The sequence below is a fragment of the Marinimicrobium sp. C2-29 genome (assembly GCF_038419845.1).
Classification (GTDB): Bacteria; Pseudomonadota; Gammaproteobacteria; order Pseudomonadales; family Cellvibrionaceae; genus Marinimicrobium.
Genome location: NZ_JBCAQT010000017.1, coordinates 55,576 through 77,154, shown reverse-complemented (window position 1 = coordinate 77,154; position 21,579 = coordinate 55,576). Strand labels below are relative to the sequence as shown.

Genomic DNA, 21,579 nt, shown 5'->3' with positions numbered 1-21,579 from the left:
GTTTTGAGCCCCCACGGCCTGGCGGACCAAAAGGTAAATGCGCCTGTTTATGACTAGCCCCCACTCCGATCAGCGACCCAGAATGACCTTCTGGCTCGCCGCCTTCGCCAGCTTTGCGTTGATCGCCCTGCTGGCCAGTGCATGGATCGTCGAGGAGCGGGAGTCGCGGGCGCAGGAGCAGCGGCTGCAGGCGGCCGCTCATGCGGCCAACCACGCCAGCATTCTTCAGACCCACCTTCGTTACTCTTTCTCATCGGTCATGGCCCTCGGCGCCTATGCCCGTATCAGCCCCGATGTGGGCCAGCACTTTGATCTCGTCGCCCGGGACCTCTTGTCGCTCTACCCGGAAGTTTCCTCCCTGTCACTCTCTCCCGATGGCGTCATTACCTGGATCGTGCCCATGCAGGGCAACGAGTCCGCCATCGGTTTCGACCAACTGGCGGATGAAACCCAGGGCCCCGAGAGCCGTAGGGCACGCGAGTCGGGGAAACTGACCGTTGCCGGCCCCTTAAGCCTTGTGCAGGGAGGCTCTGCTCTGGTCGGACGCTACCCGGTTTTTGTGACCGATGAGCAGGGCGGCCGGCATTTTTGGGGGTTTGCCAACGCCACCATGCCTCTGGCGTCGGTCTTGCAGGCCGGGCGACTGGCAGAGCTTGAGGCCATGGGCTACCAGTACCAACTCTGGCGCACACACCCCGTTTCCGGCGAGCGACAGATCATCGCCCGCAACGTGACCGGGCCGCAGAGAGAACCGGTCGAGCAGACCATCGCCATACCCAACGGCCGCTGGACGCTGTCCCTGTCACAGCCCCGGGGCTGGCATTCCGGCTCCTGGCTGATTGGCGCCATCGCCTTCGCGACTGTCTTTGCGTTGGTACTGGCCTACCTGGTCAAGGCCCTGCTGGAGCTGCGCTGGCATAAGCGCCACCTGGAGCGACAGGTGCAGGAGCGAACCGAGGCGGCCAACACCAACGTCGACCGCTACCGCACGCTGATCGCCGCCTCAAATACCGGCGCCTGGGAGTATTTTCACGAGCAGGATTTTCTCCAGTGCAGCCCGGAGTATTTCTCCATGCTCGGTCGCCAGCAAAGTGACTACCACATGTCCGGAACGGCCAACCTCAAAGAGACCTGGACCGACCTGATCCACCCCGACGACCGGGAACAGGCCGTCGACATCTTCGCCCGGTACCTGACCGACGGCGCCGAGGGCATGTACGAGAACCGCTTTCGCATGAGGCACAAGGACGGACACTGGGTGTGGATACTCTCCCGCGGGCAGTCGCTGTGGAATGAAGAGGGGCAGTTTCAGGGGGTCACGGTCGGCACCCACATCGACATCAGCCGGGAAGTGGAAACCGAAGAGAAGCTCGCCCTATCTGCCCAAGTGTTCGAGCGCGGCAGCGAAGGATTCATTGTCACCGACCCCGATCAGCGTATTCTCATGACCAACGCCGCGTTTACGCGCATTACCGGCTACTCCGAAGAAGAAGTGCTGGGAGAGAAGCCCAGCATCCTTGCCTCAGGCCGGCACGATGCGAACTTTTACAAAGGCATGTGGAAAGCCCTGAATCTCAAGGGGTTCTGGCAGGGGGAAGTCTGGAACAAGAGCAAGGATGGTCAGATCTATCCCCAGTGGCTGAGCATCAGCCAGATCAGGAATGACAAGGGCGAAGTGAGCCACTACATCGGCATCATCAGTGACATCAGCCAGCTCAAGGAAGACCAGAAGGAAATCCACCGCCTGGCCTACTATGACCCGCTCACCAACCTGCCCAACCGCTCGTTGCTGGAGGAGCGCGCCGCTTTCGCCCTGAAGCTGGCGCAGAGAGGCAGCAAAAACGCGGCACTGCTGTTCCTGGACCTGGACAACTTTAAAAACATCAACGATTCCCTGGGCCACAAAGCGGGCGATCGGCTGCTGTTGGCTTTCTCCCAGCGCGTGGGTGCCATGGTGCGCCAGGAAGATACCTTTGCCCGGCAGGGAGGGGATGAATTTATTCTGCTGCTGCCCGATACCGATGCCAGCGGCGCCGCGCATGCCGCGCAGAAAATACTCGACCTGTTGATCCGCCCATTCAAAGTGGATGGCTACGACCTGTCGGTCAGCAGCTCGGTGGGTATTGCCCTCTACCCCGATGACGGCGACTCGCTCAATGAGTTGTACACCAATGCCGACATCGCCATGTACCGCTCCAAGCAGAAGGGACGCAATACCTACAGCTTTTTCACGCCGGAGCTGCAGACGCATTACGTGCGCCTGATGCAATTGGAAAGCGCCATGCGCCAGGCCATAGCGGAGGATCAGTTTGAGCTGCACTATCAGCCCCAACAGGAACTGGACAGCGGCGCGACTGTGGGTGTTGAGGCGCTGCTGCGCTGGTATCACCCGACGCTGGGAACGATTTCACCCGCCGAGTTCATCCCCATAGCCGAAAGCAGCGGCCTGATTGTGCCCATTGGCGAATGGGTGCTGCGCGAGGCGGTCGCGCAATTGTGCCAGTGGATTGAGGTGGGCATTGCCCCGCCCAAAATGTCGATCAACCTCTCCGCCGCCCAATTCCGGCAACCGAGTCTGCCCGACCTGATTCTGAGCGTTCTGGAAGAGACCCGGCTGCCGGCCGAGTACCTGGAGCTGGAGCTGACCGAGAGCATGACCATGGACGACCCGGAACGGGCGGTGACCATGATCAACCGCCTGCATGCCGCCGGGGTCACCCTGTCGATTGATGACTTCGGCACCGGCTATTCGTCACTGAGCTATCTCAAGCGGTTCAAGATCAGCAAGCTGAAGATCGATAAATCCTTTGTCAGTGACCTGGACACCCACGGTGACGACCGGGTCATTGTCAGCACGATCGTGACACTGGCGCAGAGTCTGGGGCTGCGCAGTGTGGCCGAGGGGGTGGAAACACTCGAGCAGCGGGAGTTTTTGCGCACGCTCGGCTGCCACGATATTCAGGGCTATTACTTTTCCCGCCCGCTCAATGCCCGCGATACCGAGGCCTTTCTGCGTCGCTCCGAGTAACGAGCGACGCCGGGCTCAGCGCTCGAATTTATAAATCAGATCGACGCTCTGCTTTATGCCGGACTCGGCCTCCAGCCTGAGCTCCTCGGTGATTTCATAGCGCAGGCCGATGGTGGGAGCCTGACCAAACAACCCGACGACGTAGCGCACCAACAGTTTGGGCGTAATGTATTTGCCGATGAGCAAGGAGCTTTCGGTCACATCGTCTTCGGTCTGGATACGAAACTCATCCAGGCTGAAGGTATCGGCGATTTCAGCGGTGATAAAGCCACTGCGCTCCAGCCCCAGACCGCCGATGGCGTTCACCAGCATGGAGGCATCGGCCTGGGAGGATCCGGCGCCGAGCGGTTTGCCGGTAAACAGCACGGCCATGGCGTTACTGTCAGACAGGGACGGCTCGGAGAACACCCGACTGCGCGGGCGCTGCAGGGTGCCCTCGATCTCAAGGCCTGCGGTGTACTCATCGGTTTCGCGCACCGCGCGGATATCCAGCCCGGGGTTGTCATAGGGCCCCTGAAAAATCAGCCGGCCGCGCTCGATATCCAGATCCTGTCCATAGGCTTTGTAACGCCCCTCGGCGACCCCGACTTCACCGACCGTCAGCAGGCCCCGCTCGGGATTCTGGATGACCTGCAGTTGACCGGACAGGCGACTGGTCAGGCCAAAACCCTCAAAACGCACATCGTCGCCCAGCACCAGGGTCAAATCCATGCGCAGGGACCGCCCCATCGCATCGGCTTCGCGGCCGCCCTCGGGGTCCTTGATCACGACATCATCCGACACCTGAGTGGCCGACTCGGGCAGCTCTTTGAGCTTGGCGCGGGCTTTGGGAATGCGGGCTTCGCCCTCGAGCAGCACGCGTTCGCTATTGAGATCCAGCGTCATATCCGGGCTGACCAGTACCATTAGCTCGCGGGTATTGATCGCCTGGAAGTCGCTGCCGCCCAGGCTGGCACGCACTTGCCGGTTGGCGCTCCAGAAGTCGGTGATCTCTCCGGTCAGTTCCAGCCTTCCCTCGCCCGAGGTGACTTCACCACTCAAGTCCAGACGGTCCACCGTCGCCTCCGCCGTCAGGCTCAACTGCTCCAGGTGCAGCCCCAGTTCGGGCAGTTTTGCAGTGCCCTCACGCAAGGCGATGGTGCCGCGCAACTCCGGCTGCTGCAGACGGCCGGCCAGATTCAGATCCGCGTTCAATTTCCCACCGACTTCGTGAAGCCGCGGGATCAGGGCCTCCAGGGGATCGAGTCGGCCGAAGTTGGCCTGTATCCGGCCTTCCAGTTCGCCGCTCTGGGGCACCAGCCCGAAGGTGGCGCTGGCCTGGCCAAACTCGCCCCAGTTGGTGTTCATTTCACCGCTGATCTGGTCGGGCTGCCAGTTGGCCTCCAGGTGGGTGCTGTCCCAGGCGTAGCGCTCGGTGTCCTCTTCATCGAACTGGTATTCGACCGCGCCGTCGCGGGTATCCAGACGCAGGTGCGCCCGGGGGCCCTCCTGAGCGGTCTGGGTAAAGCTCGCTTCGCCTTCCAGTGTGCCTTTCAGATCCACATTCTGTTTCACCCAGCGCCGGGCCAGGCGCAGGGGCAGGCCCTTGATGCTCGCCTGGGCGCTGCTTCCCGCCTCGGCCTGCCACTGCCCCTGCAGGCAGATCAGCCCCTCGTTCATCCAGGCGACCTGCGCCAGCGCTTCCCGGGGATCCCAGCCGCCATCCTGGCGGTTCTGGCTCGGTTCGGCTTCTTTGGCAGCCTCGTCTCCACTCTGGCTCTCGTCCTCATCCCGCAGGTTCTGGATGCCCTGATAGGCCCAGCGGGACTGGGGGGTGAGGCATAGGGTCGCGAGGCTGATTTCATCGGCGCTCAGGGTCAGCGGTGCGCTGTTCTGCTGTTTCCACAGCAGAGGGTCGTTTGGCTGCAGGATCAGGTCGCTCAGCTCACCGCTCCAGACCGCGTCCACATAGCCGCCGCTCAGGGTCCAGCCCAAATCACCCCAGGCATCGGTGTTGATCTGCGCCGACAGCTCGTGCTGCTCCAGACTGCCGCTGGCGGAGATCAGGGCCTCGTCCAGGGTCTGGCCCGCCAGATCCCAGGGCCCGGAGGTCAGATCAAGACGATAGTCGTTGCTTTCGTCGCGCTCCAGATCCAGGGCAATCTGCCCCACACTGTAGTCCTGCCATTTCAGATCGCTGCCCTCCAGATGGACGCGGCCACGGGGCCTGGCGACACTGCCCTGCAGCTGCGCATCGAGGGTCAGCTCACCGGCCAGGGAGGGATCGAGCTGGTCGAGTATGGGCGCGCTCACGTAGGCGTTGATATCGAACTCTTCGGCCATGGACCCGCTCAGGATCACCTGGTTGGCCCCGAGCGCGAAGACCAGATTGCGCGACTCGATGCGCTCCTGGCTGTAGGTCAGATTTCCGCCGGCCGCGATGGCCATTTCACGCACCCGTCCCTCCAGCGCGATACCGTCGACCGAGGCGCGCAGACCGGCCGCCTCCAGTGCTCCCCGGGTGCTCAGTCGCCCATTGACGAAGCCCGGCCACTCGGCCAGCGCCGGGAGAGGAAGAGAGGCGGGGTTGAGCTCATCCAGTGCCAGTGACAGGTCCCACTGCACCGCCGGTGCCCACTGAACCTGCCCCCGGCTGGTCAGCGACCCCTCCGGCAGGTTCACCTCGAGAGACTCCAGATCCAGCTGCTCCAGGTTGCCCTGCCCTTTGAGGTCGAGGTCCAGGGGCGGCACACCCTCGGCCCTCACATTGCCGGATAGCTGAACCAGGTAGTCATCCAGCCAGCCCTCCAGCTGGATGCGCCCGCCGGTTTCGACCGTGGGCAGCGCCTCCGGAAACAGCGCGGGCGGCAGCAGCTGTTCGGGCCAGCTGCTATCCATGACCAGTTTGGGGCTTCCGTCCAGATCATTCAGGTTGGGCCAGAAGCGCAGCTCGCTTTCAATGGTGGCGGGCGCTCTGAGCCGGTGGGAGGCGGTGACGCTGGTCAAGTCGCCATTGACCTCGGCGTCGCCGCGGAAAGTCATCGGTTGCCCACCCATGTCCGGGAGGGTATAGCGCCAGCGCAGCCGCAGGTTGGCGCCGTAGGGGTAGCGCAGCCCGGCGCGGCCATTCAAGCCCAGCTCATAGTCCGGGCCCACCACGGCCAGGTCCCAGACTCGCAAACTGAAGGCCCCCAGGCTCAGGGTTCCGCTGATACCGTGCAGCCGGGTTTCCGTCTCTCCCTGATGAATGCGGATATCGCGCAGATCCACACCGCCCAGTTCGACTCGGACCGGTAGAGCCAGACTGGGCCATTGCGGGGGTTCCGGTTCAGCCGGCTCGGGCTCGTCGACCGGAGGGGGAAGCTTCAGAATCACTGAACTGGCGCTGAGCGACTGCACCGAGACGGTATTGTAGAGCAGCGCCAGGGGCTGCCAGCGAAAGGACAGATCCTCCACCCGGTAAGATTGCTCCTCGAGCTGATACTCGACGTGATCGACATCGAGCCCGGTGATCAGATTGCCGCGAACCTCACCCACCTCAACGGGCAATCGACTGGCCGCCTGCTGAACGGCGAAGCGGCTGCCCGGCTCGGTGGCCACAATGGCGGTGACGATCGCCAGAACCAGGATGATCACTGACAGTACGCTGTACAACGCCCAGCGCAGCCACTTGAGCACTCGACGCATCATAGATCCGGCCCCATGCTCAAGTGCAATTTCCAGCCTCTGTCACCATCGAGTGCTTTGGCCACATCGACCCGCACCGGACCGATGGGTGAGATCCAGCGAAGCCCCACGCCTACACTGCGCTTGAGGTCAAAGTCGGCATGATCAAAGGCGTTGCCCTGATCGTAGAAGGCCGCTACCGCCCAGCTGGGCAGAACGCGGTAGTCGTATTCGACACTGGTGGCCAGAAGGTTGTTACCGCCGACCACCACTGGCTCTCCGGTCTCGGGGCTGATCACCGTCGGGCCCAGCGACTTGTAATCGTAGCCACGCACGCTGGAGTCACCGCCGGCAAAGAAGCGCTGGGAAACCGGCAGGCGATTGAACTCGTCCACTTCGGTCACACCGCCCTCCAGGCGCAGCAGCACCCGCCCCGCGCCCAGCGCCTGGATATACTTGCCGCGGCCGTACAACTGCACAAAGCTGGTGTCGGACCCGAGGCTGGACGGAGAGCCGGAAATCCGCCCGAGCAGGCTCCAGCCGGAGAGCGGGTAGTTGCTGTTATCGGATTTGGTGCGCGAGAGATTGAATGCCGGGATCAGCAAGTCCGATCGCTGTTCGGGCTCATCACCCACGACGAAAAATTCCCGCTCGTAGTTGAGGGAGTATGTCTGCAGCCAGTCACTATCCTCCTCCGAGCGGGTGTAGCTGGTACCCAGTGTGGTCACGTCACTGCGGGTGTCGTCGGTGCGCTCCCGGTTGAAACCGGTGTACAGGCGCACATACTCGTGCGCGGGCCGGCTCATGGGGATGCGATAGGACGCCTCAACGTTGGTGCCCACTTCGGAAATCTCGGCATCGGCCTGAAACGAATGGCCGCGCCCGTTCAGGTAGCGGTTCTCATAGCCCAGCAGCAGGCGCGGCCCGGTGTCGGTGGCGTAACCCGCACCCACCGAATAACTGTGACGGTTGCGACCTTCGAGTTCAATGGTCACGGGCACCCGCTGGTCGTTGAGCTGCTGTAACCGCGGCGTCACACGCACGGAGCGAAAGTAGTCGCTGGCGTTGAAACGACTCTTGAGATCGAGCAGGCGGTCGGTGTCGTAGGGCTCACCCGGTTCGAAGTTCAGATAGCGGCGGATCAGCGACTCGTGCAGGATATCGTGCTTGAGGGTGATTTCGCCGAAGTGGTAGCGCGGACCTGTGTCGTAAATCACCTCCACATCGGCCGTGTTCTTTTCCCGGTCGACCACCACCCGCGAGCGCTCAAAGCGTCCCTCGAAATACCCGCGCGAGGACGCCAGCGGGCCAAAGCGGCTTTTGAAGGACTCGTACTGCCCGTGATCCAGGCGGTCACCCTGACGCATGCCCTGCTGGTTTTTCAGGCTCTCAAACCCCGAATCCCCGGCGCCTTCACCGCGAATGTCGATCCGCACCTGATCCAGACGCACCGGTTCGCCCGGCGTCAGGGAAATACTGAGCGACCAGCACTCCTCGGCGCGGCTCAGCTCCCGGGAGAATTCCAGGTGGTAGAAGCCCAGCGCCTCACCGGCCGACGTGATCTGCCGGTCCAGTTCACGCATGCGCGCCCGCAGGCGCCACAGGGGCGTCTCGCAGGGCTCGTCGGCCAGACCAATAAAGCTGCGGACATTGTCGCGCAAGCGATCACCACCGCCCTCAATTGTTATTTTGGGAGAGGCCGCCCCGGCCGAGGCGCCAAGCAACAAAGCCATCACACCCAGAAACAGCCGGGCGCGAAAGGAGGAGAAAAGGGTTAACAAAGCCAAGTTCCAGTCAATATTTACTATTCCAATGAGCCATTACTTTAACGGTTTGACCGCGAGACTCATAGAGCGTTGGCCGGGGCGGGGTAATTTTTTGTTAAAGCGTTGAGGCTTGCCCAGTAAAAAGCCGACGCCCGGGTCGGCCCCGGAGCGTCGGCTTTGGCGACATCGGTCGCTGGGAACATCAGTCGTTCAGCAGATCTCGGGCCGCATTGGCCAGGAACAGGTAACTGCCCCCGACGGTGATCACGTACTCGTTCTGGCCCCAGAAGAACGGCCAGTTGCTTTTGTTTTCGGGGTAATCGGGCGACAGTACCAGGATGCCCGGAATGATACCGCCGGGGATGAAGGCCAGGTCCGCCCGGTTCATTCCGTAGGCGTGGGTCTGGGATTTGGGACCCACACCGGAGACAAAGGAGTAGTTCGAATCCGGGTGGGTACCAAACATGAAGTTCAGGCTACGGAAGACCAGGTCCTCTTCGATGATCTCCGGAAAGGCTTTGTGCAGCCAGTAATTGGTGATGCCAAAGCCGATCACGGTGCCGCCCCCGGCCCAGCCGCCGCGGGTGATGGGCACGCCGTAGGGGTTTTCCGCCTCGTGCTCGCGAATCTGCTCGCGGTACTCGCGCGTCAGTGCTTCCAGGTCACTGGCATAGGCCTCATCCATATGGGGCAGCGCCAGCACCAGCATGAAAGCATTGGCACCGAAGCGCTCTTCCACCTGTGGCAGCAACTCGCGCACCGCCTCGGCGTACTTCGCCTCTTCGGTGGTGATCAGCAGCTCCACGGCCGTTTTCAACTGCTCTTCTTCCAGACGACCGCCGGTGGTGTTGCCCACACGGAACCGATTGGGTTCACGCCCCTGCTCGTACTCCCAGACGCTCTCGGCCGTTTCCAGACTTTCCTGGGCGAGTTCGTCGTTGTAGCCGCGCAGTGCCCGGCTGGCCGCCGCCAGAGCCGCCGCCGAGCCGTAGTTCAGGGCGGAGGTGTTGGTGGTGAAGGCCCAGCGGTCGTCAAACTTGCCACTGGTCACGGTATTGTCACTGGGCAGCACATCCTCGGTCGGAGTGGGGTCGACCGTGGAGGGCTCGTACATCTCGCCCACGCCGCGCTCGTCCGCATGCGGATCCTGCTCGGGGTTGTAAACCTTGCCGTCGGTTTTGGTGACGGCGTCGCCCAGGTGCGGGTACTGATACAGATGACCCGCGACGATGCCCGGAATGGCGTGACCGATGGCGCGGTGCTGGGCGATCAGACCGAGGGTGCCGTGTTCAATCTGCTGCAGCAGATCCGGCTTGCCGTCGGGGCGGTGGATTTCCGCATAGCGCTTCTCCTGACTGACCGTGGTGTTGTCCCGGTCAATCTGGAACTGCTCCCAGGTGTGCACCAGGTGCTGCACAGTGAAGTACTGGGACTGGGTGCGAATATCGTAGTCGCCGGCATCGTGCCAGCCGCCGTAGTTCAGGCCCGGAATGTGCTCAAAGGCCTCGAAGTCGGTGTCGGTCTCCTCGCCGTGGGCGAACAGATCAAAGTGCTCGTAGTTGGCGGGCGCCTGCAGGGCGTCGTCCAGGTGTCCCGCCCCGTGCCACACGCGGTAGGCCTCGCGCACTTTGGTGTGATCCATCTGCACCGGGAAGAACACATCCAGCGTCAGCTGCCAGGTATCCTCGTGCACCTCGGGATCGATACGGAACGCCTGAGTGCTCTGATCGTCGTACTCGAGCTGATAAAGGCCCGGCTCGGTCACCTCGGAAAAGTCGAAGGTCAGGTACTGGTAGCGCAGATACTCACCCCAGTGCTCCGGGCGACCACTCTGGACCGTCTCCCGATCACCGTCGGGCTTCACCCGCACCAGGCGCGCTTCGGACTCGGGGTTGGCGTTTTTGTCCAGCTCGATCACGGCGGTTTTATCCTGCCGGGGGTGGTAACCCACCTGGGAGTAGCCGATCACCGGCTCGCGCTGCCAGCCGGGAATCCCGTTGACCTCCAGGTCCCACTCGATCACGGTGCCGGAGGCGCCGGCGGGAATCATGCTGCGCACCACGTACCAGCCATTCTGGGCCTTGTTGCGGCCATCGAACAGCATCAGCTCGTTGTCACCGGTGGCTTCGCGGACGGTCACCTTGCGCTCCGGGTCCTCCGGAGCCAGTACCAGGGTGCTGCCCCGGGCAAAGGCCACGGGCTCGGTCAACCCCTCTTCTGTGGTCTCCATGGGACCACTGGGGTGGCGGGGAAAGTTGCCGCTGCGGCCATCCACCAAGTAGGACTTGCCAAAATACTCGGCCGGCAGAAATTCCATATTGAAGCCGGCCTCGCCCTCCAGTTCCTCGGGCAGCGGCTGGTCCAGATGGACGCTGAGCCGGACGGTATCGCCCTGGGCGGTGGCCTTAACCTGGTAGGTAAAATCGTGCTCGGGGTAGGCCAGCGTGGTGGTCACGCTCTGCGCGTCGGGATCGACGCTGCGATCGACGAACTCGCCCATGCCATCCCACTGTTCCGGGGTGTGCAGCAGGCGCACATCGCCGTTAGTGGCCGTGCGCTCACCGTGGTGGATGATCTCGATTCCACTGGTTTTGGAATCAAAGAACATTCCCCCGGGCGGGCTACTGAAGGCCAGGACATTCACGCCGGGGCGCTCAAAATACTCCCAATCGTTCAGCGCCAAAGGCGTCTCGCTGGACGGCTGGGTGGCGCAGGCGGTCACGATGGACGCCGCCGCCAGTGCACCGGCCAGTGGCCAGAACAGTGCGCTTGTTTTACTTATCATGGGTACCCCTTCTCAATAACAACCACTTGATGGCCAGGCCAGTAGCCTCAGCCTCTTATATTCATTGTGACATTATGTCGGGGTAACCATAGCTCATAATGCGCCGATTTGCGACCGCTAATCGGCAATTCGGAGTGGGACAGGGCGCCTCTGCTCATGACACTATAGATTGCTCAGGTTTTGACACCATAGATTGACCGAAACCCGGTGTAAGTGATCACATACCTTGCAGTGCCTATGCTGTATGGTCAGATCTCATCGACAGATATTCTGAAATGCCACTCTGCTTGGCATAAAGCTACCGAAGCAGCAATTTTGCATATAAAACCTCCTGTCACCCTTACTGACCTCAATCATCATAGCCAGCTTCAATGATGATTCAGTTGATGTAGGTCCACTGCTACCGTATAACAGCCACCCTTTAGCCTGTTGTATTGACCGATTAGATAAGAAAAGGTGGTAGTTCATGCGTCACGAGGGGTTAGGTTTCCCGCATCCGCTGGCCTTCTGGTCTGGCTGTCTGCTCATCATGATTGGCGTGGTAGCTCACGTGCCGATGTTCCTCCATTCAGCGGCGATGAACTACAAAATGGCCGGGATGGAAATGGACGCGACCATGTGGGTGGGGATGGGAGTCATTCCTCTCGGGGTGCTTTTGGCCTGGTTCGGGCTTATGCCGCGCCTGGAATTACTGCGGCAAGGCAGCCACGGCACCATTAATTTCCACGTCGCAGACAATAGCCCGCTGAACGTTGAGCACTGGAAGCTGGTTGCCGCCCTTTTGGTTGCCGTCACTGTCGATGTCATGAAGCCCGCGACCCTCGGTTTCGTCATGCCGGGAATGAAAGACGAGTACGGCATCAGCCAAAGCTCTTCGGGTACGCTGGCGCTTATCGCCCTCACCGGCACCGCGGTGGGGTCCATTTTGTGGGGCCGACTCGCCGATCTGATGGGGCGTCGCGCCGCCATCTTGCTTTCCGCACTCATGTTTATCGGCACCGCCATATGCGGCGCCATGCCGAGCTTTACCTGGAACCTTATCATGTGTTTTTTGATGGGGCTTTCCGCTGGGGGCTTGCTGCCGATTACCTTTACGCTGATGGCGGAGGTGATCCCGGCGGCTCATCGGGGTTGGCTACTGGTTGCTCTGGGTGGTATTGGCACGGCGGCCGGTTACCTGGTGGCCTCTGGCGCCGCTGCCGTTTTGGAGCCCCTGTTTTCGTGGCGCGCTCTGTGGTTTTTGGGCCTACCTACCGGCTTGATCATCATCTTCCTTGGTCGCTATATCCCCGAATCGCCGCGGTTCCTGGCCAATGTGGGACTAAAACGCCAGGCCCAGGCTGTTTTGAATCGCTATAACGGCGTGTTGGATCGGGACGAACCAGAGCACGTGGAAGTTGAGGAAGCCGCTTCCGAAGGTGACAAAGGTCTTAAGCAAATGCTGACGGGACCCTATGCCCCCATCAGCCTGGGCCTCGTTGGGGCAGGGCTGGCGTGGGGCCTGGTTAATTTTGGCTTTCTGCTTTGGTTGCCGACCAATTTGCGTGACATGGGCATGAGCCCGGAAGCGGCCAACGGGCTTTTGGCCAAATCGGGTTTTCTGGCGTTGCCGGGCATAGTGGCGGTGATGTGGTTGTACCATGCCTGGAGCAGCATCAAGACGCTCGTTACGTTTATCGCCCTGACAGCCCTGAGCCTTTTGGTATTTTTTGTCCTGGGGCTTTTATCTATCCAGTCCAGTCTCGCCATCACCTTTGCAACGGCAGGGCTGTTGATCAGCGCCAGCGGCGTTATCGCCATGCTGATCCCCTATGCAGCGGAAATTTACCCGGTTCATCTGCGCGGCACGGGGGCCGGTCTGGTAGCGGCCAGCTCCAAGGCGGGCGGAATACTGGGCGCTGTGTGCGGGGTCATAGGAGTGTTCAGTGATTTGGCTTTTTCGGCCTTGATCATCAGCGTGCCGCTCCTTATTTTCGGTGGGCTTTTGCTCAAGAATGGCATCGATACCCGGGGTCGACGGTTGGAGGAAATTCACGCCGCGGTCACCTTCAAGGCGGCCTCGCGTTTCTCTGCTGTGACGCCACAGGAAAGCGAAGCGACTTAGAACTTAGCGAGTTTGTGCCTTCGCCATTTCCCGCTGTAAAAACTCATCATGAGTCGGCAGGTTCGTGACCATGCCTGCTATGGCCCGCCGCGCTCGTATCAACGCTGCCTGAATGTCGCAGGCATCCAGGTTGTCCACCCGGGGGGAATAGGTTTGCGGGCGGATGCCCATGCCTTCGAATACGGACTGCCAACTGCTGGCGCGAAAAAGATCGTCCACACCTTCCCTGATGCCGCCATGCGCCTGGAACAGCTCGATCCTCTCTCTGAGCGAATCGGGTAACGTCATCTGCTGGCACCAGCGCCAAAAGGGCGAGTCCGTGCGCTCAGTCGCGCAGTAGTGCAGCATAATGAAATCTCGAACTTCTTCGTAGTCCGCTGTCATCCGGCGGTTGTATTCGCGGACCAGGGCGGGATGGCAGTGTGCGTCGGGGAAATGGCGCAAGAAAAATTCCATGCCCCGGGCAATGAGATGGATTGAAGTGGATTCCAGTGGTTCAACGAAACCTGAGGCCAAGCCCAGGGAAAGGCAGTTGTGCTTCCAAATGTCCCGTCGGTGGCCGGTTTTGAAGGGAATCAGGCGTGGCTCGCTCAGCGGCTCGCCGTTGATATTGGCCAGAAGAGTCGCGCGGGCTTCCGCGTCCGAACAGAACCGACTGGCGTACACATAGCCGTTGCCTGTGACGGTTTGCAGAGGGATTCGCCAGACCCACCCTGCTTTACCGGCTTTGGCCGAGGTAAAGGGAGGAATGGGGTGGTCTGTTGGCGTTTTTACCGCGATGGCCCGATCGCAGGGTAAGTAGTCCGACCAATCCACGAACTCAGACTTTAGGGTTTCGCCGATGAGTAGGCCCTTAAAGCCGGTACAGTCGATGAAAAAATCCCCGGTTATCTTCTGACCAGACTCCAGTACCACTGCTTCAATAAAGCCGTTATCTTCCTGGCAAACCTGGGTGACGTGGCCTTCCGTTCGTTGAACGCCCCGTTGCTCAGCGTAGTTGCGCAGATAACTGCCCACCCGAGCGGCATCCACGTGGAGCGCGTAATTGGCCCCTCCAACCGGGGTGTTGCGGGCTTGCTCCGGGTAAAAAAATCGCCCCTTTTGGGCCATGACACTGCTCGGCGAGAAGCTTTGCAGTGGCCAATTCGCACCCGACTCACGCGCCTTCAGCCAGCATTGATAAAAGTCCTGGCCGCCAATGGAGTGGCCCAGCACGCCGAACGGGTGAAAATAGTCTTCCTGGGTATGCCGCCAGCCCGAAAACTGGATACCCAGTTTGTAGGTGGCCTGGGTGACCTGAACAAACTCTTGCTCGTCGATGCCCAGTCGGCGAAGCAGCCCGGTAAACGGCGGGACGGTGGATTCGCCGATACCAATGGTGCCAAGCTCGCCGGATTCCACAAGGTGAATACGGTAAAGATCCCGCCGAAGCTGGTTTGCCAGTATGGCTGCGGCCATCCATCCGGAGGTCCCCCCTCCGGCGATGACAATATTCTGAATTGGGCGCATGCAAAAACCTTCAAGAGTGACACTCGATACTACCAGTTTTTGTTTTCAACCAGTAGGCTGCCGCCTGCTTCCTTGCCCGTTGCATAGCCCCAATAAGCCGCGCTGCTCGCCTGGATGGCCTGGCGTAGAACGTCCACAGCTTGATGGCGAGGGAAACTTGCCCGCCAGGACAGAGCGAGGGTGCGCACCGGAACAGGGTCTACAAAGGGTCGCGTCACGAGAATGTCCTGGGAGTAAAAGTGAGCCTGAGCAGCGGCCAGTGGCATTATTGTTATTCCAAGTCCCGAGGCCACCATATGTCTTAGCATTTCAAGCGTGGTTCCTTGCACGAGTGGTCTATCGGCTCTGTGCGTGCCCAGCTGAGGAAAGGCATTTAAGACTTGGTCGCGCCAAGGATCGCCTTCAGCCATCAAAAGGACCTCTTCCGGATCAAGCTTTTCCGGGTCCAGATGCCGATGTGCAGCCAGGGCATGGCCAGCGGGCAGAAGCGCCATCATGGGCTCGTCAAATAGCGGCTGGGTTACCACATCCGGGGCACTAAAAGGCAGAGTGGTTATGATCACATCCAGCTCCCCCGTACTCAGCTTATGAGCGAGCACACCGGCCGCGCTCTCCTGCAGTGAAAGGGGCATGCGTGTTGCGAGTCGCTGCAGCAGCGGGATGAATTGTGGCAGAAGATAGGGTCCTACGCTGGCTATGGTGCCGACAGCCAAGGGGCCAGATAACTGGTCGCGACCCGCCGAGACAAGATCATCCAGCTCCGCCGTTCGTGCGAGAATATCACGGGCTTTTGCTGCTATCTGTTGACCCAGCGGCGTTGGTCGGGCGCCCTTTTTTGTGCGCTCAAATAACGCGGTGCCCAGCGATTGCTCTAACTTTTTGACAGCGATGCTGAGCGTCGGCTGACTCACGTGACAAGCCTCGGCCGCACGGCCAAAGTGTCGCTCCTGATCCAGGGCGACGAGATAGCGTATTTCTGTCAATGTCATGGTTATTCGCACCAATGCAATAGAGTGGGCAAATTGAAAGGGCCGGGACACTAGCGGGGTGTCTGGTAGCGCTCCTTCCACTGCTCATAGGGCATTCCGTAGACCCGTTCGCGCGCCTGTTCCTTGCTCACTTCAACGCCTCGTTCCTGCGCTTCCTCCATATACCAGCGGCTCAGGCAGTTGCGGCAAAAGCCGGCCAAATCCATCAAGTCGAGGTTCTGCACATCCTTTCGACTGTCCAGGTGGCTGAGCAGGCGCCGGAAGGCCGCCGCTTCAATTTCGGTCTGTGTCTGATTATCCATAAAAACCCCTTCGGTAATTGGTAGGCGAAGTGGTAGCCTTGTACATTCACTGCAGGCTGTCAACAGGATCGAACACCTCATGCGCACCAAGCGGTCTCGCACAGGCCACTACACATCCGGGCTCCGGTTTGCCGCCCTGTTGACGGGATCGGTGCTGCTCATTCTGTGCACGCCCGGGTGGCCTGACGCGCCCGCTCCGCGCGACAGCTGGTTGGACATTGTGCGCGACACCCCCTACTGGGACACCCAGGGCACTGCCAACAATCTGGTCACCATCCGCCGCTGGGTACTGCTCTCCCAAAGCTACTGCAGCGAACCCGAGCGTCACCTGTTGTTCAATCATCGCGGTCGGTTTCTCGCCTATATTGATAATGCGGACACAGCCGAGGGCACCACCGAACGGCTCAACGACACTCGGCGGCGTCTGGCCGGGGAGAATCGGGTCGCCTCCTGGAGCCCCGGCACCCTGACCGAGCTCGGTTTTCCCTTTGCGCTCGCCTGCCATCAGCCCTTTGCCGACATGGGGGAGGCGATTGCCCGCCTCACCGGCGAGGGCGAGGACTACCGGGTGTGGGGCACCTGGGATGACATCAGCCTGGGCGCGCCCGACCAGACGGTCTCGCTGGTTGAGCTCTTTCGCACCGTGTACGAACACCGCAAGAAGCAGGAGCGGTTTTCCTTTCCCGACACGGTCATGCCGAACTTTCTGGGCAAAACCATCATTGAGAGCGGCGGCCAGAAAAACGCTCTGTCCCGACAGGCGGCCAAAGGCATCATGCAGTTGCGACCCGCCGTTCTGAATGACTGCGAGATTCCGGAACAACACCATCTGCACCGCATGGCTCAGGTCGATTGTGCTCTGCGCCTGGTGGAGCAAAACCACCGCAATCTGCAGGCGCCCTTCGAGCGGGTGTTTGGCCACTTACCCGCTGAAAAACGGGAGGCTCTCTACGCCCTGCTGCTGACTCAGGCCTATCAGATCGGTGTCGGTCGGACGACCGAACTGATTGAAGAAGAGACACTCGGAAAAGCCGCTCAATACTTTGCCGAACACCACGCCCGGTTCAGCGCCAGCGACATTCATATGGGCATGATCTATCACAACATGGGGCGGCGGGACATTGGCCTGCGCACGCTTTATTACGTCACCGATATCCGTATTGCCCGCGAAGCACTCTGCGCCGCCGACGCCATGGCGGATAACTCATGGTGCGACCTTTAAACGTCACCAATCTGCACTGCCACTCAGTGACTTCCGTCACATAAGTTCACATCAGTGTCGCCCAAATATTCATTAGGCGCCACAGTCCCTCCATTTTATTGAATTCGGCTTGTTTATTCCCTAGCATTCGCTCGTGGGCGGGAATTGCCCGCCACCGATTCGGCGCGCAAGCCATTGTCGCCAACGGATCAAGCCTCATGAGCGTATGCAACCGTCAGGGAGTGACAACACGAATGACCCTCCATTTTTTATTTCACCTCGCCACTTTTTCTCGGCTCTCCAGCGAACCCTCAGTTCCGGACTGTCGCCCTTCCCTGTCGGACACACGGGAGGCAAAGTGATGGTGGTTTTTCGATACCGCGAAGACATCGTTCCGGTAGCCATCATAAGCGCGTACTTTCTGCTGGATCTTTTGATTTATTTCACGGTTGAGAACCCGGTTTTTCTGGCCGCCTGGTTTGTGTTGGGCATTTTTCCCAAAACCAATGTCTGTGTCTGGAACCACAACCATCACCACTGCCGGACGTTCAATCGCCCGCTTCTGAACCGGCTGCTGGAAATCATGTATGGCTTCCAGACCGGGATGCTCGCCACCACCTGGGTTCTGCACCACGTCAACGGCCACCACGCCCACTACCTCGACCAGGAAAAGGATACCTCCCGTTGGCGCGCCCAGGGTAAAACCATCAGCGTCTGGCGCTACATTGCCGAGGGGATACTGCTGACCTACCCCAGAGCCATACAGGTGGGACACCGCAAACCCAAACTGCTGCGCCGCTACTACCTGGAGCTGAGCGTCAGCCTGGGATTGCTCGCGGCCCTCACGGCGTACCGCCCCTTGCCGGCGCTGTTCATTTTCTGGCTGCCCATGCTTGCCTCCCTGGTGGTCACCATGCGGGCCACCTACTACCACCATCTGGAGCTGTCCACCTCCGATGAAATGGCCGCGAGCCGAAATGTGGTGGATTCAAAATGGCTGAATATTCTCACCGGCAACATCGGCTACCATACGGCCCACCATTACCGGTGTGGCCTGCACTGGTCGCGGCTGCCCGAGCTGCATCGAAAGCTCGAACCTTATATTCCCGATGACTGCTACACCCGGACGGTACCCATTTACTACTGGATTGACGCGATTGATCTCAGGGTTCGAGGCTGGCTGTTTCACCAGAATCAGAGAAAAGCGTCCACTCTGGCCACCGAACATTCGGAATAAAAAATAACGGAAGGATTGACACCATGCCGGTCATTGATTCTGACTACCGATGCGGGCCTTTTTTTCGGAATGGACATATTCAGACCCTTTATCCGCCGCTGGTACGAAAACGTCCCGAGATCCGGCCGGAAACCATCACGCTCAACACACCCGATGGCGACCAGCTCGAGCTCTTTCTCAATTCCCGCCACGGCGCCCGGAGTCTGGTCATCATGACCCATGGACTGGAAAGCCACGGAAAAGAAGCAGGCCTTCTGTCGTTCGCGCAAAAACTGCACGCCCGGGGGTATGACACCCTGACCTGGAGCATGCGCTCCTGCAGCAAAAAGGTGAACCGCACGCCCTGGTTTTATATTGGTTGTGATTATCAGGACCTGAAACAGGTGATTGACACCCAAAGCCGGAATTACGCCGAGGTCATTCTCGTTGGTTTCAGCCTCGGGGGCACGATCACCGCCAACTATCTCGGCCGAGAGGCGACGCGCTGCAATCCGAAGATCAAAGGTTGCTTTCTGTTGTCCGCTCCACTGGAGCTGCACTCCTTTCACGAGTCCATGCGCTCGCGGTTGAACCACTTTCTCTACCAGCGACAGGTGGTGAACTCCCTGCTGAACAAGTTCATCAAGAAACTGGAGTTTGTCGCTTTCGGCAACAATGTTGACCCGGACCGAGTGAAAAACGCCAGGACCGTGGATGAAATAGAAGAGTTTCTGTTTGCGCCCATGCACGGCTATCAAAGCGCGGCGCACTATCGCGATTCGGCCTCCGCCGTACCCTATCTGAGCCAGATTCCGGTTCCGCTGTATATCCTGAGCGCCAAAGACGACCCTTTTATTGACCAGCGCAGCCTCCCCTACGACACCGCCCGAGAGCATGACCACATCTACCTGGAAGTCGCCCGGCACGGCGGCCATATGGGATTTATCAAGAAAAAACGTGAGTCCCATCACTGGTACGAGCGACGATTCTTCTGGTTTGCGAACCGCATTGGCGGTAAAAAAGGGGTGGCTTTAAAAAGCGTGGATTTTCTCGATCGGGATCGAGCCGTGGCCTTACCTAACACCGAAACCGACCCGGCTCGATCCCGTGACGCTTCAGTCGCGAAGCGAGGGTCGTAGGCTTCACACCCAGAAGCGCTGCCGCACCATCATCGCCGAAAACCTTACCTTTACACTGGCGCAGAGCAGACGCCATGTTCTCACGATCCTGCTGACGCTTTTCCACTTCCGTGAGCGGTTTCGCGGCCAGATCGCTTTGTCTTACCTCGCTCACGGCCCCTTTTTCTGTGTTATCCGAGGGTAAATCAAACCACAGCTTCCCGCCCTTACTCACTATCAGCTGTCTTTCGATGACATTTTCCAGCTCTCGTACATTACCCGGCCAACTATATTTTTGCAGGCTTTCCACGTTAGCCAGGTTTAGCTCCAGACCCGGGCGGTGAAACTTCTGACAGGCGTGCTGAAGGAAAAGCTGGGCCAGAGGCGCGATATCTTCGGTGCGCTCCCGCAAGGGAGCGGATTCAATTGGAAACACGTTCAGCCGAAAATAGAGATCCTCGCGAAAGCGGCCAGCCTTGACTTCGGCCCGCAGATCTCGATTCGTGGCCGCAATCACCCGCACGTCAACATGCCGGGTTTCGTTATCGCCAATACGTTCGAAGCTCTGTTCCTGGAGAACTCTCAGCAACTTTCCCTGAAGCGGCAACGGAATTTCACCGACTTCATCGAGAAAAAGTGTGCCTCCATGAGCCAACTCAAAGCGCCCGACACGATCATTCACTGCGCCCGTAAACGAGCCCCGGATATGGCCAAAGAACTCACTCTCAAACAGCTCCGCCGGGATTGCCGCGCAATTGACACGGATCATTGGCCGCTGGGAGCGCTCGCTGGTGTTGTGGATGGCGCGGGCAATCAATTCCTTGCCTGTGCCCGATTCTCCGGAGATCAGAACATTGGCATCAGTCGGGCCAACCAGTTCAATACGATGCACCAGCGATTTCACCGCCTCGCTTTTGCCGACTATCTCATGAGCATTCTGCTCAGCGTTCAACTCTTCCTGCAGGTAGGCGTTCTCCATTTCCAGACGGTGCTTGAGCGATTTTACTTCCGTTAGTGCCGCTTTCAGTTCCTCTTCGGCTTTCCGTCGCTGGCTGGTGTCCCGAAAAACCACAACGGCCCCCACCAGCTGCCCGTTATCCAGAATGGGGGTACTGGTGTACTCAACAGCAAAGCTGAAGCCATCGCGGTGCCAGAAGCAGCCGTCGCTGACACGGTGAACGGCTCCGTCTTTGAACGCTTTATAGATCGGGCAGTCCTCCAGCTTGTGGGACTCGCCATTGCTTTGGGTATGGTGAATGGTCGAATGCATCATCCGGCCCAGCATTTCCTCTTTGGGCCATCCCAGCATGCGCTCGGCGGCCGAATTGGTAAAGGTGACCCGCCCCTCTGCATCAAGGCCGTAAATCCCCTCTCCGACGGACTCCAGAATCATGTGGTTTTCACGCTCGATATCGCGGAACAGGGTCTCGATGCGCTTCCAGTGCAACAGCCCTCCCTGGTGGTAGGTATTGATCTCATGGCGTTCGCGGCGCTCACGCAATGCGTCCAGATCCCGCAGAAGCATGAGAATCCTGGGGGCTCCGCGGGCATCATCGGTCCAGGCCAGGGATAACTCAACCGGCACCTCTGTGCCGTCGTCCCGCGTCACCTTCAGGCTTCGGTTCCAGGCCTGACCGCAGCTCAGGGCCTCATCCGTAAGGACAATCAGTTGCGGCACCTGGCCACTGAACAACTCGGTTACGCGCCCGGTTTGAAGCGGATCGGGGGCCGACCCTCCCAGCAGCTGCTGCAGCCGTCCATTGCCCGCCAAAATCCGGTCCTGCACCGGATCCATCAGCAGCGCAGGTTCAGGCAGAGCCTCCAGCCAGTTGTCTGCATAAGGAAAATCAGGATTTGCGCTCATCGTCTCACTTACCAGGTTCTGCACATGTCCAGGGTGAGCAACAAGAATCATG

General features: G+C 59.9%; 12 protein-coding genes. 5 read left to right on the top strand and 7 right to left on the bottom strand.

Annotation, left to right across the window (positions count from 1 at the left end):
- The first annotated feature begins 49 nt into the window (after window positions 1-49).
- Window positions 50-3,028 carry an EAL domain-containing protein gene (locus AAE484_RS15660; protein ID WP_341939367.1) on the top strand — a complete coding sequence of 993 codons (2,979 nt, stop codon included), beginning with the start codon at window positions 50-52 and terminating at the stop codon, window positions 3,026-3,028.
- Window positions 3,029-3,043: 15 nt separating this feature from the next.
- Here AAE484_RS15660 and AAE484_RS15655 read toward each other — a convergent pair whose 3' ends face one another.
- The 3 genes from AAE484_RS15655 to AAE484_RS15645 all read right to left on the bottom strand — a co-directional run bounded on the left by AAE484_RS15655 (window position 3,044) and on the right by AAE484_RS15645 (window position 11,224).
- Entirely contained in the window at window positions 3,044-6,697 is a 3,654-nt protein-coding gene (locus AAE484_RS15655) for a translocation/assembly module TamB domain-containing protein (protein WP_341939366.1), read from the bottom strand.
- Window positions 6,694-8,454 carry an autotransporter assembly complex protein TamA gene (locus AAE484_RS15650; RefSeq protein WP_341939365.1) on the bottom strand — a complete coding sequence of 587 codons (1,761 nt, stop codon included), beginning with the start codon at window positions 8,452-8,454 and terminating at the stop codon, window positions 6,694-6,696. The genes AAE484_RS15655 and AAE484_RS15650 overlap by 4 nt, the downstream gene beginning before the upstream one ends.
- A gap of 187 nt (window positions 8,455-8,641) precedes the next feature.
- On the bottom strand, window positions 8,642-11,224 hold the full coding sequence (locus AAE484_RS15645; protein ID WP_341939364.1) for a glycoside hydrolase family 9 protein: 2,583 nt from the start codon (window positions 11,222-11,224) through the stop codon (window positions 8,642-8,644).
- Between the two features lie 466 nt (window positions 11,225-11,690).
- Here AAE484_RS15645 and AAE484_RS15640 point away from each other — a divergent pair, with 466 nt between their 5' ends.
- Complete coding sequence (locus tag AAE484_RS15640) at window positions 11,691-13,328, top strand: MFS transporter (protein WP_341939363.1); 1,638 nt, start codon at window positions 11,691-11,693, stop codon at window positions 13,326-13,328.
- 3 nt (window positions 13,329-13,331) lie between these two features.
- Here the strand turns inward: AAE484_RS15640 and AAE484_RS15635 are convergent, their stop codons facing one another.
- The 3 genes from AAE484_RS15635 to AAE484_RS15625 are packed head-to-tail and all read right to left on the bottom strand — an operon-like array spanning window position 13,332 to window position 16,128.
- Window positions 13,332-14,837, bottom strand: a complete 1,506-nt coding sequence (locus AAE484_RS15635; RefSeq protein WP_341939362.1) for a tryptophan halogenase family protein — start codon at window positions 14,835-14,837, stop codon at window positions 13,332-13,334.
- A gap of 29 nt (window positions 14,838-14,866) precedes the next feature.
- On the bottom strand, window positions 14,867-15,826 hold the full coding sequence (locus AAE484_RS15630; protein WP_341939361.1) for a hydrogen peroxide-inducible genes activator: 960 nt from the start codon (window positions 15,824-15,826) through the stop codon (window positions 14,867-14,869).
- A gap of 50 nt (window positions 15,827-15,876) precedes the next feature.
- Window positions 15,877-16,128, bottom strand: a complete 252-nt coding sequence (locus AAE484_RS15625) for a DUF1244 domain-containing protein (RefSeq protein WP_341939360.1) — start codon at window positions 16,126-16,128, stop codon at window positions 15,877-15,879.
- Between the two features lie 79 nt (window positions 16,129-16,207).
- Here AAE484_RS15625 and AAE484_RS15620 point away from each other — a divergent pair, with 79 nt between their 5' ends.
- From AAE484_RS15620 to AAE484_RS15610, 3 genes are all read left to right on the top strand, one after another.
- A complete protein-coding gene (locus AAE484_RS15620; protein ID WP_341939359.1) occupies window positions 16,208-17,350 on the top strand; it encodes a hypothetical protein in 1,143 nt (380 codons plus the stop codon).
- 340 nt (window positions 17,351-17,690) lie between these two features.
- Window positions 17,691-18,566 (top strand): fatty acid desaturase family protein, encoded by an 876-nt coding sequence (locus tag AAE484_RS15615; RefSeq protein ID WP_341939358.1) that lies wholly within the window; start codon window positions 17,691-17,693, stop codon window positions 18,564-18,566.
- A gap of 23 nt (window positions 18,567-18,589) precedes the next feature.
- Window positions 18,590-19,684 (top strand): YheT family hydrolase, encoded by a 1,095-nt coding sequence (locus tag AAE484_RS15610; protein WP_341939357.1) that lies wholly within the window; start codon window positions 18,590-18,592, stop codon window positions 19,682-19,684.
- On the opposite strand, the gene AAE484_RS15605 is transcribed toward AAE484_RS15610, so the two are convergent.
- Window positions 19,623-21,527, bottom strand: coding sequence for a sigma 54-interacting transcriptional regulator (locus AAE484_RS15605; protein ID WP_341939356.1), 1,905 nt, complete (start codon window positions 21,525-21,527; stop codon window positions 19,623-19,625). The genes AAE484_RS15610 and AAE484_RS15605 overlap by 62 nt on opposite strands.
- Window positions 21,528-21,579: the final 52 nt, after the last annotated feature.

Excerpts from the sequence above, each read along its gene's own strand:
- AAE484_RS15660 (WP_341939367.1), top strand. The coding sequence starts at position 50 with ATGACTAGCCCCCACTCCGATCAGCGACCCAGAATGACCTTCTGGCTC.
- AAE484_RS15655 (WP_341939366.1), bottom strand. The coding sequence starts at position 6,697 with ATGATGCGTCGAGTGCTCAAGTGGCTGCGCTGGGCGTTGTACAGCGTA.
- AAE484_RS15645 (WP_341939364.1), bottom strand. The coding sequence starts at position 11,224 with ATGATAAGTAAAACAAGCGCACTGTTCTGGCCACTGGCCGGTGCACTG.
- AAE484_RS15640 (WP_341939363.1), top strand. The coding sequence starts at position 11,691 with ATGCGTCACGAGGGGTTAGGTTTCCCGCATCCGCTGGCCTTCTGGTCT.
- AAE484_RS15635 (WP_341939362.1), bottom strand. The coding sequence starts at position 14,837 with ATGCGCCCAATTCAGAATATTGTCATCGCCGGAGGGGGGACCTCCGGA.
- AAE484_RS15630 (WP_341939361.1), bottom strand. The coding sequence starts at position 15,826 with ATGACATTGACAGAAATACGCTATCTCGTCGCCCTGGATCAGGAGCGA.
- AAE484_RS15625 (WP_341939360.1), bottom strand. The coding sequence starts at position 16,128 with ATGGATAATCAGACACAGACCGAAATTGAAGCGGCGGCCTTCCGGCGC.
- AAE484_RS15620 (WP_341939359.1), top strand. The coding sequence starts at position 16,208 with ATGCGCACCAAGCGGTCTCGCACAGGCCACTACACATCCGGGCTCCGG.
- AAE484_RS15615 (WP_341939358.1), top strand. The coding sequence starts at position 17,691 with ATGGTGGTTTTTCGATACCGCGAAGACATCGTTCCGGTAGCCATCATA.
- AAE484_RS15610 (WP_341939357.1), top strand. The coding sequence starts at position 18,590 with ATGCCGGTCATTGATTCTGACTACCGATGCGGGCCTTTTTTTCGGAAT.
- AAE484_RS15605 (WP_341939356.1), bottom strand. The coding sequence starts at position 21,527 with ATGAGCGCAAATCCTGATTTTCCTTATGCAGACAACTGGCTGGAGGCT.